General features: G+C 35.0%; 16 protein-coding genes. All 16 read right to left on the bottom strand.

All coding sequences use genetic code 11. From position 1 onward, the window contains the following. Positions 1 to 162 precede the first annotated feature (162 nt). Positions 163 to 1,257 (bottom strand): stage II sporulation protein P, encoded by a 1,095-nt coding sequence (spoIIP, locus tag VS182_RS03445; protein WP_479492751.1) that lies wholly within the window; start codon positions 1,255 to 1,257, stop codon positions 163 to 165. Positions 1,258 to 1,348: 91 nt separating this feature from the next. Beyond that, positions 1,349 to 2,329, bottom strand: coding sequence for a GPR endopeptidase (gpr, locus tag VS182_RS03440; protein WP_479485134.1), 981 nt, complete (start codon positions 2,327 to 2,329; stop codon positions 1,349 to 1,351). A gap of 219 nt (positions 2,330 to 2,548) precedes the next feature. After that, positions 2,549 to 3,322: a 4-hydroxy-tetrahydrodipicolinate reductase gene (dapB, locus tag VS182_RS03435; RefSeq protein ID WP_479492785.1), complete on the bottom strand. Its 774-nt coding sequence runs from the start codon at positions 3,320 to 3,322 to the stop codon at positions 2,549 to 2,551. A gap of 224 nt (positions 3,323 to 3,546) precedes the next feature. Beyond that, positions 3,547 to 5,271: an Rqc2 family fibronectin-binding protein gene (locus VS182_RS03430; protein WP_479485094.1), complete on the bottom strand. Its 1,725-nt coding sequence runs from the start codon at positions 5,269 to 5,271 to the stop codon at positions 3,547 to 3,549. A gap of 44 nt (positions 5,272 to 5,315) precedes the next feature. Beyond that, positions 5,316 to 5,486, bottom strand: coding sequence for a hypothetical protein (locus VS182_RS03425; protein ID WP_479485093.1), 171 nt, complete (start codon positions 5,484 to 5,486; stop codon positions 5,316 to 5,318). Positions 5,487 to 5,521: 35 nt separating this feature from the next. Next, positions 5,522 to 6,229: a ribonuclease III gene (gene rnc / locus VS182_RS03420; protein ID WP_479485092.1), complete on the bottom strand. Its 708-nt coding sequence runs from the start codon at positions 6,227 to 6,229 to the stop codon at positions 5,522 to 5,524. Between the two features lie 104 nt (positions 6,230 to 6,333). Further along, the gene (gene fabF, locus VS182_RS03415) at positions 6,334 to 7,575 is read right to left on the bottom strand and encodes a beta-ketoacyl-ACP synthase II (protein ID WP_479485133.1); all 1,242 of its coding nucleotides are present in this window, start codon (positions 7,573 to 7,575) and stop codon (positions 6,334 to 6,336) included. Between the two features lie 80 nt (positions 7,576 to 7,655). After that, on the bottom strand, positions 7,656 to 7,913 hold the full coding sequence (acpP, locus tag VS182_RS03410) for an acyl carrier protein (RefSeq protein WP_479485091.1): 258 nt from the start codon (positions 7,911 to 7,913) through the stop codon (positions 7,656 to 7,658). 95 nt (positions 7,914 to 8,008) lie between these two features. Continuing rightward, a complete protein-coding gene (fabG, locus tag VS182_RS03405) occupies positions 8,009 to 8,770 on the bottom strand; it encodes a 3-oxoacyl-[acyl-carrier-protein] reductase (protein WP_479485090.1) in 762 nt (253 codons plus the stop codon). Between the two features lie 194 nt (positions 8,771 to 8,964). Beyond that, a complete protein-coding gene (gene fabD, locus VS182_RS03400) occupies positions 8,965 to 10,257 on the bottom strand; it encodes an ACP S-malonyltransferase (RefSeq protein WP_479485089.1) in 1,293 nt (430 codons plus the stop codon). Between the two features lie 2 nt (positions 10,258 to 10,259). Then, positions 10,260 to 11,261, bottom strand: coding sequence for a beta-ketoacyl-ACP synthase III (locus tag VS182_RS03395; RefSeq protein ID WP_479485088.1), 1,002 nt, complete (start codon positions 11,259 to 11,261; stop codon positions 10,260 to 10,262). A 3-nt stretch (positions 11,262 to 11,264) separates the two neighbouring features. Beyond that, positions 11,265 to 12,293, bottom strand: a complete 1,029-nt coding sequence (gene plsX / locus VS182_RS03390; RefSeq protein WP_479485087.1) for a phosphate acyltransferase PlsX — start codon at positions 12,291 to 12,293, stop codon at positions 11,265 to 11,267. A gap of 39 nt (positions 12,294 to 12,332) precedes the next feature. Continuing rightward, positions 12,333 to 12,497, bottom strand: a complete 165-nt coding sequence (rpmF, locus tag VS182_RS03385) for a 50S ribosomal protein L32 (RefSeq protein WP_479485086.1) — start codon at positions 12,495 to 12,497, stop codon at positions 12,333 to 12,335. Between the two features lie 323 nt (positions 12,498 to 12,820). After that, entirely contained in the window at positions 12,821 to 13,267 is a 447-nt protein-coding gene (locus VS182_RS03380; RefSeq protein WP_479485085.1) for a YceD family protein, read from the bottom strand. 733 nt (positions 13,268 to 14,000) lie between these two features. Then, positions 14,001 to 14,147, bottom strand: a complete 147-nt coding sequence (locus VS182_RS03375; protein WP_479492750.1) for a hypothetical protein — start codon at positions 14,145 to 14,147, stop codon at positions 14,001 to 14,003. A gap of 54 nt (positions 14,148 to 14,201) precedes the next feature. Further along, a complete protein-coding gene (locus VS182_RS03370; RefSeq protein ID WP_479492749.1) occupies positions 14,202 to 14,402 on the bottom strand; it encodes a hypothetical protein in 201 nt (66 codons plus the stop codon). Positions 14,403 to 14,882 lie beyond the last annotated feature (480 nt).

The following is a 14,882-nucleotide window of genomic DNA, read 5'->3' as shown; positions in this document are numbered from 1 at the left end:
TTTTGAAAGAAAGCCTGTTAAATAAGTTTTTTCGTTGTTATATTGTTGTTTTATTTATGTATTGTTGTTGTTTTATTTGTTTATTGTTGTTTTGTTATTGGTTGGTTGTTGTGTTGTTATATTGTTTGTATGTTGTTATATTGTTTGTTTTAATTCATATAATCAATCTTGTTGTAAAATATACTCTTTCAATGAATTTGCCAAAATGTCTATAGAACGATATGTTTCTTCGTAAAGATTATCTACACCGCCAACTTCCACTAAAATGCTATGCGGTGATAGGGATTGATTGTATTCACCGTTTGTCTTATCATCACGTGATTTAATGAAGACAGCTTTAGATAACCCTGGACAAACATTATTAATCCGTTGATGTAAAAAACGGGCAAATCTGAGGTTGTGTTCAAAATAACTACTCGCTCGTCCGACGACAAAGGCAAAACGCGCATATGACTGATTATTACAAGTTATGGTAGTTTTCGAACGACGTTGAGAATCACGATGGACGTCAATTAAATATGGAACGTTGCCATAACGCTCCCAAGCTTCTCGAACCATTTTTTTTGAAGATGAGTAAGCTTGTTTGTATACATAGGTATTTTTAACCATCAGCGACCCTATATGCAATTTCTGTAGAGCATGATTTAGATAACGTCCTACTTGAGTAATGTTTATATTTAAATCACTTGCGTTATCAGGAAGGTCTTGTCCTATTTCTGGTAAATATGATTCCCAAAAATGGGTATGGTAAATAAGTACTTTTTTAGGTAAATCTTCATGTGATTTAGGGTCTTGAATAATCGTTTGGGGTTTTTGTCGACTCAGTTCATCTATAATAGCTTGTTCAATCTCTTGTGAAGGGGGCCTTTCGATCGGTATAAAAGTATAATCGATATCACCGCTAGCAACATCGATTGCACTGATAGACGTACCTAAAGAAGGCAGGCCTTGTCCTAAAAAAGTACGCATGTCCCATAAATCGATTTCATTAGTTAAAGATGGTATAAACCGGGCTAAATGATTTCCTTGACCTATATGATCCGCATATGTATCCCAAGCAGCTAATGTACTTCCCATGCCCCATAGGATAAATTCGTCTGTCATGCGAAGCAAGGTATTTTTAAGATTGTGTTTAGATGCTTTATCGCGCCATGAAAAAAAAAAACCTATCATTAAAGACGTAACAATCAACATCAAGCAAAAAATCAAACCTATTTTATACCAATGATGCCGAAAGATGATAGATTTTTTGTTCAAAGATCATATACCTCCAATAAGCTTTTTAAAAATTTACGCTTAATAGAAGACGCATATGACAAAAATGTTTAGACAATTGCGTTTAGGAAATTTAATGAACATGGGAAATACCAACATTATCAATGCATACAGCAGCGTGCAAGGAGCTATTAATACTATTAGCGATCATTTTAGCGATAGAATTAATAAAAGAATCTACTTCTTTGGGTGTCACAAAAAAATCGTGACCTAAAGGTGTTAATACTTCGCTGAGCAACTGCGTTTGCTCTTTTTGATTCAATTGACCCATCAAATTAGTCCAATCAATCGATTTGTCTTGCTGCTTTAGATGATTTAGCAATGATTGCATCGAATCATAAGCTATCGTCACAGCATTAACAACTGTTGGTACACCTATCGCTAAAACCGGTACACCTATCGTTTCTTTATCAAGTGCTTTGCGTTTATTACCAACTCCGCTACCTGGATGAATTCCTGTACTAGAGACTTGTATTGTTGTATTAACACGACTAACAGCACGCGCTGCTAAAGCATCGAAAGCAATGATAAAATCAGGTTTGGTATACTGGACTACACCTTGAATTATCTCGCTGGTTTCAATACCAGTTATTCCCATAACACCAGGTGATAAAGCACTAACATCACGATAACCTTTAGCTACACTATCTGCATACATAGAAAACAGGTGTCGGGTAATAACAGCATGATCAATCACCCTAGGACCAAAAGAATCAGGCGTAACATGACTATTGCCAAGCCCAACCAATAAACAACTTGCATCAGGTTTAATATTTAATTCTTGCAAAAACTGGTTAAACTGCTCTAAAAAATACTTCGTAACCTTATATTCGATATCCGGATTTAAGTCACGCATTTCTGGAACATCTAAGGTAAGATAAACACCCTGTTTTCGACCAATCATTTGTGATGCTTGTTCATTTTCAATCCATAACCAGTGTGATGTTAAGTAAGGCAATTCTTCGGTTTCTTTCTTTACACCTGGTATGGTTTCTGCTTCTGTTTGTTGAAATATACGATCATATGATTCGTGAATCAAATCCGTCTTTGTCATAAAATCAAGTTTAAATTCATCTATAGGTAATTTTAATCCTTCAATGTCTTCTTTATGTTTAATATCTTCTTTTTCAAATTTAAAATCCTCTTTTTTAAATTCAATTTCTTCTTCACGAGACAAGAAACATCACCTTCTGTTTTGGAGATAAATAAAAACCATTAATCCAGTGTTTGCAATAATGGTTTTTTAAATTCGATGATCATATATCATCATAGATCATTTATTAAAATTTAAATCCAAAAGGTGCTCTAAGCCATAAACTAGTTCTTGTAAATCCATTACTTTCTCTATAGACATTTTAACACCTGGCATAAAAGCTGCTTTCCAGTTCAATGCATCGTGACGAATAGTAAGCAATTGTCCTTGATCACCTAAAAAGACTTCGTGATGCGAAGATAATCCAGGTAAACGCATGCTATGTATACGGAAACCAGCATATTCAGCTCCACGTACATGAGGAATAATCTCTTCTTCATGCGGATGCCCTTGTTTAAAAATCTTCCTCTGTTCAGCAATCAATGCCGCCATCTTGGATGCTGTACCGGATGGAGCATCTTCTTTGTGGTCACCATGTGACTCAATAATTTCCACATGCGGTAAATACTTTGAAGCTCGTGCCGCAAACACCATCATTAAAACAGCACCAATAGCAAAATTAGGCGCAATTATGCCACCCAATTTTTTCTGCTTTGAAACTCTTTGAAAATATTCCACAGAATCATGGGAAATACCTGATGTACCAACAACAGGCCGAACACCCGCATCGATGGCTAAATTAACATGTTTATCGACAACGGATCCCTTGGTAAAATCAACTAACACATCACTCTTTGTTTCTGATAAAACTTGTTCAACACTACCCGAAAAACAAAGCTCTGAGGGGAAATCAAACAAAGATTGCAATTTTTTACCAGCACGAGAAGGAGACACAGCTGCTACTAATTCAAAATTAGGATCTTGATGAATAAGCGATACAACTTCTTTACCCATACGACCACTGGCACCAACAACGATAACACGGATAGCTATATAAATCACACCTTATAAATAGAATTAAGATAATAGATAACGAAAAAATATATAAAATATTAAAATTAATCTATAAATTATCGACACGCCACTATTAATGTATTTAATAAATACCCAAAAATAACTTTAATATGTTTAAAAATAAAGGTATAATAAATTTCATTGTATTTATTTGTCTTAATCGGTTAAATCTTACGCTGATGAAGCATTTGTTTAACTTCATCTTCCGCAGGTGTCACAAAAACAGTCTTATGCTTACTATAAGTTACGAAACCAGGCGGAAAATTGCTTGGTTTTTTTACATATTTAATCCTCGTGTAATCAACCGGAACATTGCTACCGTCACGCGCTTTACTAAAATAAGCTGCCAACAGCGCAACTTTTATAATAACATCGTCTGAAATTTCCGCTAAACCTTGTCTTCTTAGGACAACATGCGCCCCAGGTATATTTTGGGTATGAAACCAAATATCCCACGATTTAGCTAATCGATGGGTGAGATAATCATTTTGTCGATTATTACGTCCAATATTTATTAATTGACCGTCAGGTAAATTAAGTACTAATGGGTGATGGGATGCATCCTTTTTAAGCTTATGCTTTTCTTTAATCTTACGTACAAAACCCATATCACTCAATTCTTCTCGGATGCTTGATACTTGTTCATCACCGTGTTGTTCTAATTGTGTTACCAAAGAATCTAAATAATTTTTATCAATCTGAGCTTTCTCGAGTTGCTGTTCATGCCACTTGAAAGAACGCTTTAATTTGCGATATTTTTGAAAATAGTAGGTAGCATTCTCTGTAGCTGTTAAATGCATTTTTAAAGGAATCTCAATTTTTGGCGATTCAGGCTCATAGTAATTTGGCAATGTAGCGTGACTGTCACCTTTTTTTATTTGGTGCAAATATGACGTTAAAAGCTCACCGTATATACGATATTTGTCTAAGTCATCTCGCTGATGGAGTAAATCACATAATTTAATTATCTTGCGTTCTTGACGAGCAATAAGCTGTTCAATCACCTGCAACAAAGACGCCGCCTGCTGGCGACATCGCTCTTTCTGGGAAGAACGATCGTAACAGTCAGCAAGGCAATCACTAACCGTATCAAATGTTTTATGGTCACCCTTAAGATGCATCAATGGCATAACATGAAAAAATGTTTTACCATCAACTACGACCTTGTTAGGTGTATATAAATGAATATTGACCATCATCATATATTTAGAAAATACTTCCCATAAATATGACCGAGAACCTATCCCGAATTGCTCCACCATTGATCGGGCCAACAAGGGGCCAATACCTTGAAAACGCTGAACAATTTGTTTATGCAAATGACCGGCACAATAATCAAAACCGGCTAAAAAAATATTTTGTTCTACTGTCAATGGATTTAATTTATCTTGTGCAGGAGGCTCGATGTATAAAGAACCGGGATAAAGTTGTCGATGCCGGCTAATTGAAAGCGGTATTCTTTTAATAGCATCGATAACTTTTGGTTCTCCATCGGTCAATAAGATTAAATTACTATGTTTTCCCATTATTTCCAACACCAAATGACGTTCGATCTGATTACCTAAGATATCATTGTAAATAAAGGTAAAGGTAACAATCCTTTCTAAACCTTTTTGTGAAATGGATTTAACTATGGAGTTTTCTAAATGTTTACGTAAAAGCATACAAAAATGAGGCGGTGAAGATGGATTGTTAAGCTTTTCTTTCAGCAGTTGTAAGCGTGCATAAACGGGATGAACGGACAACAAGAGGCCATAATTTGTACCCTGGGAACGAATATATAAAATAATTTCCCAATCGCTAGGTTGATATATGCGTACCACCCGGCCTGACAAAAGAACATTACATTCATTTACCATTGCTCGAGTGACAACACCATCAAAAGACAAATAATCCACCCCCTATTTACAATTAATTAGCTAAACATTGATCATCATTTTTTAGCATTTTTTTCCTTCAAAACAATGACCAAGTTTTCTAATGAAGTCGTTATACGACTCAGGAGCTTAACGACAAAGAAACCGAAGACAAACATGAAGAGTGAATTAATAACAGCATATATCTTAAAAACAATGATTAAGAAAGTATCTAAGTTGAAGTCCATAACAAAGAACCACTCCTCAAAGTCCAAATTGTGCCCTATAAACTGCTACGTTCGTGTTCTGAATCTTGTTCCCAAGCCTTAACAGCAGCCGTCGCAGCATGTTGTTCAGCCTCTTTTTTTGAATAACCTGTCCCTTTACCTAAGCATCTGCCTTCTAGATAAACTTCAACAACAAAATAGCGCTGATGGGCTGGTCCTTGCATATCAACCGTCTTGTACTCAAGCGGAATATTATGTTCTTGTTGAACCATCTCTTGTAATTTGCTCTTCGCATCCATCCTTTGAGATAACCAATCATCATTCAACTGACAAAAAACACCTTTACGCAAAAAGCCACGCACACCACCTAAACCACGATCAAGGTAAAGCGCACCAACAAAAGCTTCAAATAAATCCGCTAAAAGAGCATTACGTTGACGACCACCTGTCAATTCTTCACCTTTACCTAAACGTACATAGTGACCAAGAGACAAATCACGTGCAAAAGCAGCTAAAGAAGCTTCGCAAACAACACGTGCTCTGGTACGTGTCAACTCGCCTTCACTCATATGAGGATACCGATGATACAAATATTCAGATACAGCTAAGTCTAGAACAGCATCACCTAAAAACTCTAAACGTTCATTGTCTGGAACCATTTGCTTACGCTCATGTGCATATGAGGCATGCGTAAAAGCTTGTTGAAACAAAAGACGATTGGTAATGGGAAACCCAAGTTGTCTTTCTAAATCTGTCCAATTCATAAGTTCCTCCCCGTATAATAAAATAAAGTTATTTATATAAAAAATATAAAAAATTTTCTTAATTAAAGTGTTCAATAATACTTTTTCTAAACCATAAATAATCTTCAAACAATAAAACGCTGAAAAACTAATGTCGCATTATGTCCACCGAAACCAAATGAATTACTTAGCGCTATATCAACTTTTGCACATCGCGATTTATGAGGCACATAATCTAAATCACATTCCGGATCAGGAATATCATAGTTAATAGTTGGCGGAATCACCTGCTCGTGCAACGTCAGCACAGTTGCAATCGCTTCGATACCACCCGCTGCTCCCAGCAGGTGACCCACCATCGATTTGTTTGAACTTAAAGCCAATTTATAAGCATGGTCACCAAACAACCTTTTAATCGCCACTGTTTCAACCAGATCATTATGCAACGTGGAAGTTCCATGAGCATTTATATAATCAACATCCGTGGGAGAAATATGCGCATCTTGCAAAGCACGCTTCATACACAATAAAGCACCTTCGCCATCAGGTATCGGCTGTGTAATATGATAAGCATCTGACGTGCATCCATACCCAGTAATTTCAGCATAAATATGAGCGCGTCTTTTTTGGGCATGCTCCAGCGTCTCTAACAAAATAATGCCCGCTCCTTCACCCATAACAAAGCCTTCACGCAGCTTCGTAAAAGGGCAGCTAGCTTTTTGTGGTTCCTCATTATTTTTAGCAAGAGCTCCCATAGAGATAAACCCAGCAAAAGCCAAAGGACAAATCGTCGCCTCTGCACCACCTGCAAAAATAGCATCAGCATCCCCGCGTTGCAGGATTTTAAAAGCATCCCCAATATTATTTGTACCTGTAGCACAGGCAGATACAATAGAACTACTCTGCCCCTTTGCACCAAGCATGATCGATACTTGTCCCGCAGCCATATTAATAATCATCGAAGGAATCATAAAAGGACTAACACGACTAGGGCCGTTTTCTAAAAGAATTTGATGAAATTTTGTCATCGAAATAATACCACCAATACCTGACCCAATAATAACGCCGATCCGTGAACTATTATCCTCATCGATGACAAGTCCTGAATTAATATGCACTTCTTTAGCCGCTACCATAGCTAATTGCGTAAAACGATCATTACGGCGAGCATCTTTTTTGCTCATAAAATCACAAGGATTAAAATCTTTAACTTCAGCAGCAAAATGAACACTTAAATTACTAGAATCAAAATGTGTTATTGGTCCGACGCCGGAATAACCTTCTTTTAAACGACGCCAGAAGGTCGCGTAGTCATTTCCGATAGGCGTTACAGCTCCCAACCCGGTTATCACTACGCGATGCTTCATGAAGCTCAAAATCACTCTCTCCTTTACCCAATATTTTAAAAATTAAAAATCGATGATCAACTTAATGATCAACTTAATGATCAACTTAAAGAAGAAATATCAACTGATTTAGAAATATAATCCACAATGTCTTGTACTTTTGCAACTTTCTCTGCATCTTCTTCGGAAATTTTCATTTGAAATTCATCTTCAAGACTCATCATCAATTCCACAGTATCCAAAGAATCAGCACCTAAATCTTCGCGCACACGCGCCTCTCTGGTAACTGCTTCTGGTTTAACATCTAAACTTTGAACAATAACTGTTTTAATCTTCTCAAATAAAACCTCATCTGTCATAATCTTTATCCCTCCCTCCGGTATTGTAGCTTTACGATGAAAAAAATTCAATGGTCATCCCAATCTTCGAGGTATAATTAACGCAATATATAAAATCAACCCATAGCCATACCGCCATCAATACGAAAAATATTCCCGGTCATATACGAAGCACCCTCTGTAGAAATAAAAACTACTAATTTAGCTACTTCATCTGCATTCCCATACCGCCTCATAGGAATCATCGCTAAAATCGCTTCTTGCTGCTCATTTGTTAAAGCACGCGTCATATCAGTTTTAATATATCCAGGAGCCAAAGCATTGACCGTAATACCTCTCTGAGCAACTTCACGCGCCAAAGATTTGGTAAAACCAAATAAACCCGCCTTGGCTGTAGCATAATTAGCTTGTCCAACATTACCCATTAAACCAACCACTGAACTTATATTAATAATGCGCCCAAAACGTCGTTTAATCATTTGGCGCAACACAGCCTGTGTCGTATAAAAAGTACCATGCAGGTTTACATCCAAAACATCATGCCAATCCTGCTTCTGAAGTCGCATACATAACTGATCACGAACTAAACCTGCATTATTTACTAGAATATCTATCTTACCAAAAGTAGCTAAAATACCATCTATGGCTGTTTTAACATCATCCGATTTGGTAATATCCACAACATACGATTTAGCCAAACGACCTTGTTGTGACACCTGATTAACTGTACTTTGTGCCGATTCATGATTATTAACGAAAAAAAATGCCACATCCGCACCGGCTACAGCTAATTCGCGACAGATAGCTTGTCCTAATCCACGTGATCCACCTGTAACTAAAGCAACCTGACCCAACAAAGGTTTTTCTCTGTTCATCATAAAAATACCCCTAACTTAAAAAAATAATCCATGATAATAAAAATAAAAAACGAAGTAAGCAAATAAACAAAATGAATAAAAAAAGCATATAGAAATATATTCAAAAATTATAAACAGAAGATGCTGAAGATTGCGTTTGATTTTTTCAAAGCGCAACCTCACGCAAAACATGTGATGTATTTTTTTTAAAAACTTTATTCCTCGTTACCATCGCAAAGTTTATCAATAAAATCTTTTTTGTTCTTTTTAGCTAAAGCACTTAATCTTTCTGCTTCTAAATGTTTTTCTCTTCTTTCTTCTTTTTCTTTGCGCAAAACAGCTAAGTCACGACGTCTTTGAGCCATTTGTTTCACTTTTTTTAATTTTTTTGAATCTGTATAATCTTGCGGTAATTTTAACTCTTTACCTATCTTTTTATTTATATCAAAAATCGTCGTACTAGCCATTAATGCGGAAGCAAAAAGCGCACTATTGATAACTTCTTGTCTTTTACGACCATCTTTAATATGTTTAATCGTTTTATCCATTTCGATATCTTGCAACATCGGTTCGTACAAGTTTTCCGCTGTTTTTAACAAAGTCTCCGGATCATGTACAGGATAGGCTGTTACCTCTTTATCCATACGCAAAACTAATGGTAACAGAACAGGTCGTGGTCCCATTTCAACAAAACAACGAACATTGCGTTGCAAAAGATAACGTATTCCTTGTTCCCAAAGCACAGGTGATGACACCTGACTAGAAAGATATTGTTTAATAATCCGGGCTCCACGCATGGGTTTACCCGTGACATTTGAAATTACGGGAATCGTAGCATAATTAACACGAATACCTTTTAGAAAACAGGTCAACTTTTCTTTTGCAGGATGCATAATAGATGTATGAAATGGGCCAGCTACCGGTAAAGGTATTAAACGACGAGCACCCACTTCAAGTGCTTTTTGTCCCGCTTCAGCAACAGCAGCTGTATGTCCACCTATAACAATTTGTTCTGCAGCATTACAGTTAGCAATTTCCACAATATAATTTTCTTTACTTATCTCTTTGCAAACAACACTCAACTTACGCCTAGATAAACCAATAACAGCCGTCATGCCTCCAGTGCCTTTAGGTGAGGCTTCCTCCATAAAAAGACTACGCATCTGAACAATTTTCAAAGCATCCGCAAAAGTTAAAGCTTGAGATAAAACCAAGGCAGTGTATTCACCTAAGCTATGACCTGCTAACCAATCAGGCGGTCTGGGTAACCTCTTTAAAAGAGGAAGAGCTAAAGCATAGCTAGCAGTAAGGATAGCTGGCTGCGCATTGGTCGTCCGCATTAATTCCTCTTCAGGACCCTCAGCAATCAATTTGCTCAATGGTCGCTTTAAAAGATCATCTGCTGCTTCAAAGATAGCTTTAGATTCAGGAAATTCTTTTGCAGCAGCTAACCCCATATTTAAACATTGCACACCTTGACCAGGAAAAAGCCATGCAACCCAACTCATCTTTAATCATCACCTTCTAATCCAAACCAACGTAAAACACTAGCACCCCAAGTTAAACCAGCACCAAAAGCACATAACACAATATTATGTCCATCTTTAACTCGCTTACTACGAATAAGCTCATCAAGAGCTACAGGAACTGAAGCAGCTGACATATTGCCATAGCGATCTAAATTAATAATTGTTTTATCTTCTTGCCAGCCAAACCGACGCAAAGCAGATTTAATAATACGAATATTCGCTTGATGAGGAACCAAAAAATTAATATCATCCTTATGAATTTTGGTATAATCCAAAACATCTTCAATAATAGCAACCATCACTTGAACCGCAAATCGAAAAACCGCCTTACCATCCATATCAATCGTATGCAATCCTTTTTCAACAGTAACAAATGAGGTAGGTTGACGCGAACCACCCGCCGGAATTTCAAGAAAATGGCTATGCGTGCCATCACCGCGCAATTTATGACCTAAAAAACCATAACCTTGGTCAACAGGTCCTAAAACAACCGCACCAGCACCATCACCAAAAAGTACACAAGTATTGCGATCAGTAAAATCGGTAAGACGCGTCAGACAATCAACACCTATCACTAATGCATAATTATACATACCTGTTTTAATAAATTGCTCTGCTGTAGCTACACCATACAAAAAACCCGTACAAGCAACTGATAAATCAAATGTTGCTGCTTTATTGATCCCTAAACTCGCTTGCACCAAACAAGATGTCGCAGGAAAAATGTGATCAGGAGTAACTGTACAAACAATAACAAGATCAATCTCATCAGGTGTCAATTTAGATGCCTTTAATGCTATAGATGCTGCTTCAACAGCTAAGTCAGAAGAAGCCTGTGCTGGATGAGCCATACGACGTTCTCGGATACCAGTTCGCGAGATAATCCATTCATCAGTCGTATCAACCCATGTCTCCAGATCAGCATTCGTAATAATCCTTTCTGGTACATAAGAACCTGTACCCAATATCCCTACGGAGCGCATTATTTATATCCCTTCCTTGAATGATTGATTTTTCCATTTCGCATATTCATCTTGAAAAAATATAGCTATCTTCTGCATTATATCTTGTTTAGCAATAACTTGAGCCTGCTCTAAAGAAACAATCCAGGCGTACTTATTAGCATTGCCATGAACTTTTAAGACAGGCGCCACAAGTCCTAAAAGTGGAGCACAACCATATGAATGATAATTCATCGTTTGACGCACTTTTTGCAAACGTTCGCGAAGCAAAAAAGCAGCCAAACGTCCCGAAAAACTCTTTGTGAAGATTTTTTTGAACAACAAAAATATTTCTGTAGCAACACCTTCAGATGTTTTGAGCAAAATATTCCCACTCATACCATCTGTAACCAAAACATCACAAATATCCGTCATAGCATCACGGGCCTCTAAATTACCAACGAAAGAAATTAAACCGCTGTCCGATAAATCGCTTAAAAGCTCATAAGAATGTTTAAGAACATCTGTCCCTTTATTAGCTTCTTTACCAATATTTAATAAAGCCACACGAGGATTATCACTTTGAATAAAATGCTTATAATATAGGCTACCCATCAAAGCATATTGTATAATATGCGAAGATTTTGAAACCGGATTGGCACCAACATCAAGAATCAATTTAGGCCTTCCACCAGCCAGTGAAGGATACCAGATAGAAAGTGCTGGTCGTAGGACGCCTTTAATACGTCCTACTTTTAACAAACCGGCAACTAATAAAGCACCCGTATTACCAGCACTTAAAAAAACATCTACTTCACCATCAGCTAAAAGTAAACATCCCAAAACTAAAGAAGAATTTGATTTTTCGCGCACAGCCATAACAGGATCATCGGTATCTAAAATTAATTCATCGGCTATAACATGTTTTATATTAGACAATTTAGGAACAGATATCGTTTTTTGACCTATCAATATAAAGGTCACAGAAGGAAAACGTTGTGCAGAATCTAAAACGCTTGCTAAAATTACATCAGGTGCTTGATCCCCACCGTGAACATCAATAGCTAGGCGCAAACAAAAAACCTCCGTTATCAATTGCCGATAAACAATAAACTAAGCATAATTACGTCCACGATACATATTACAAATGGGACAAATGCAATGCGGTCGACGCAATGAACCACAATCACATAAAGTCAAAGCTGGTGATTTAAGCTTCCAATGGGTCCGTCTCTTTCTCTTCTGCGACCGCGAGGTCTTCTGTTTAGGTACTGCCATAATATTTCACCTCCCTGTAAGCCATGTATCATGGTTATTTGACAATCAAGTGACAAACATCCAAACCATTATACAGCATCTAATAACATTAAAGAAGCGTTCAACAAATCAAAAAACCGTTTATGAACACCTAAAAAGCATTGAAAAAATATAAAGAAATCAACAAAAAACCTGTTTAAAAAATTAAATAAAAGAACAACAAGATTTGAAAAAATAAAAATAGCTTAATATAAAGTAATATAATCATAAAATATACGCCAACTATATGATATTTATATATAAAAAATAAAACTTATAACTTGCCGTTAATGACCTAAAAACCATCACTTCCAATTCTTTAATTTCTTCCAACGTATATCCTCAGTCCCCTTAGTATGATCACATAAACATTGATTAGCTTCTCCACAAAAGACACATATACCTTGACAATAATCATTACAAATAGGAATCATAGGTAAATCCAATAATAAATGTTCGCGAATAGCTTCAGACAAATCTATCCTTGACTGACTAATAGAAAATGTTTCTTTCCATGAAGAACAAATTTCTTTTGAAAATCTAGATATACAACGTCCACAAGATAAAGAAAGAAGAACTTTTTGCTCAACTTCTACAAAAAACAGATCTCTTTCACGATAGCCTTTAACATTTACATCAATAGGATCTATATCTACAATCTCAGCAATTTCATCGACTAAACATTTCATCGAAACCCTGCCAGTGTATATTTTAAAATCACGATCTTGTGCTTTAGGAAGCAGAATAATCATCAAGAAAACCTCCCACGATAAAACATCTAATCTAAAATACACATATCTAAAAATACACCTATTACATATATGTAATTATATAAATAACACCTATCAAAAAACAATATAGTTGTTAAAAAACTTTAATACATTAGACAGTTATTGTATAAAAAATATTTTTAGGCATCAAAATTTGCTAAAAAGCTTAGTTCGCAAACAGGTTTTTTGAGCTTGTACAATAACCCATGTTAAATAGTGTTTAAGAACCTAATTTAATGCACAAAAAGCTATGGTAATGGCTATTTTTGTATTTAAATTACACCGTTACTAATCGTCTATATTAATATTTCTGGACAAGCCATTTATACTACTTATAAAATTATCCAAATACTAATTAAAAACAATCTAAAAAATAAAGAATAAAAACTAAAAAATACAAAAGAAGAATAAAATACATAAATATATCAGATAGATAAAAATAACAATATATGTTGAATAAAAAGAACAAAAAATGCACAGGATCAAAAAAAACAAAAACAAAATGTAAATTATTAATAAAAATCATAAAATATTATGTCATTCCGAAAGTTTTAAATATCTTATATTTTAAGTTTTAACAAAAAAAATATACATTTTTCGATCATCCATCGTATAAAATGTAAGTTGTAAAAAAAACACAGCAGGATAAAGGATGTATATTAAATATAGATTAATAAATAAATATAATTTGTTCAAATTTTTTCATAAATTAGATTTAATCCCCCAAATAACTATATTGATTAATTTCATCTCCTTTAATAATATTCAAATCAATAATTACATTATTGTTTTCATGCTGATTAAGATTGGTGATTTTCTTAGAAAATTTATTATAATCTGCAATATCAGTAAATATACCCACTAGAACATTACCATCTGTAAAACTAGTATCCTGATTTATAAAATAAGGTCGAATTTAAGCTCCACAAGGATCAGTAATTGTACCATCAGATGAAATTTTGGTTCCATCATGATAGATAATATAAACATGCTTATCGACCGAAGAAGCAGGATAAATATGATTACTAATATGAAAAATCATTTTAAAGCTAGGCAAAATGATTGTATTATCCTTAAGTACAAGTGTTAAATCCAAAAGCAAACATGTTCCATTCATAAGAAAAAATGATAAAATTAGTTAAATTAATATAAATATAAGTGAATAAAAATTAAAATTAGTATAAATAATTATATTATTATTATTTTATTCTTTAAAAACACGTATTATCTAAGGTAGAATTCCGATTCCATTAGAATCAATAATATCACCAAGAGAACAAAAGATTATAAGGATAAATAAATTGTTCATCAAGTTTGTTTCTAAAGCTATAACTATAAACAATTTAATCATTGTTAAAATGAATGCTAAAATTTATTTAAACTTTATTATTATTTAAAATCCAAGCCATATAGTCTTAAATAAGAATAACATCAAAATCAATTTGAATATCATTATCTAAAATACGAGTCCCCTCAATATCAATAAGTATGCCATTCTTAAAAACTTTAGTGGACTGGTCCAGAAATATTAATATAGATGATTAGTAATCGTGTAATTTAAACACCAAAATAGCCATTATCATAGCTTTTTTTGGAT

The organism is Pasteuria ramosa, from assembly GCF_056496785.1.
This window is presented reverse-complemented; position numbering and strand designations above follow the sequence as displayed.